Origin of the sequence: Burkholderia sp. SIMBA_062, from assembly GCF_046534765.1 — a bacterium.
GTDB lineage: Bacteria > Pseudomonadota > Gammaproteobacteria > Burkholderiales > Burkholderiaceae > Burkholderia > Burkholderia ambifaria.
The window spans coordinates 1-270 of record NZ_JAWRYD010000281.1; the positions used below are offsets into that span (position 1 = coordinate 1).

Sequence of the window (270 nt, forward strand, 5' to 3'; positions counted from 1 at the left end):
GTGGTGGTGGTGCTCGAGCAGATCATTCAGCAGATCATCCAGATCGGTATCATCTGCGCTTGAGCTAGAGCCGCTACTTGAAGACATAAAATCATCTTCGGTTTTGGTATTAAAATCATCAACATTAAATGCATCCAGATCATCTGCAACTTTATCTGCTTTTTTTGCTGCGGTTGCTGCTGCACCGCCCATAACTGCGGTACCCATAACCTGGCCAAATTTGGTATTCAGTTCTTCAAATGATTTAAATTTATCTTTAGAGGTCATTTC

Annotated in this window: 1 protein-coding gene; it reads right to left on the reverse strand. The window is 41.9% G+C overall.

Translation table 11 applies throughout. The annotated features are described in order from the left end of the window. A partial coding sequence (locus tag SB786_RS36370) for a hypothetical protein (RefSeq protein ID WP_410731598.1) occupies nucleotides 1–270 on the reverse strand: 270 nt, incomplete at both ends.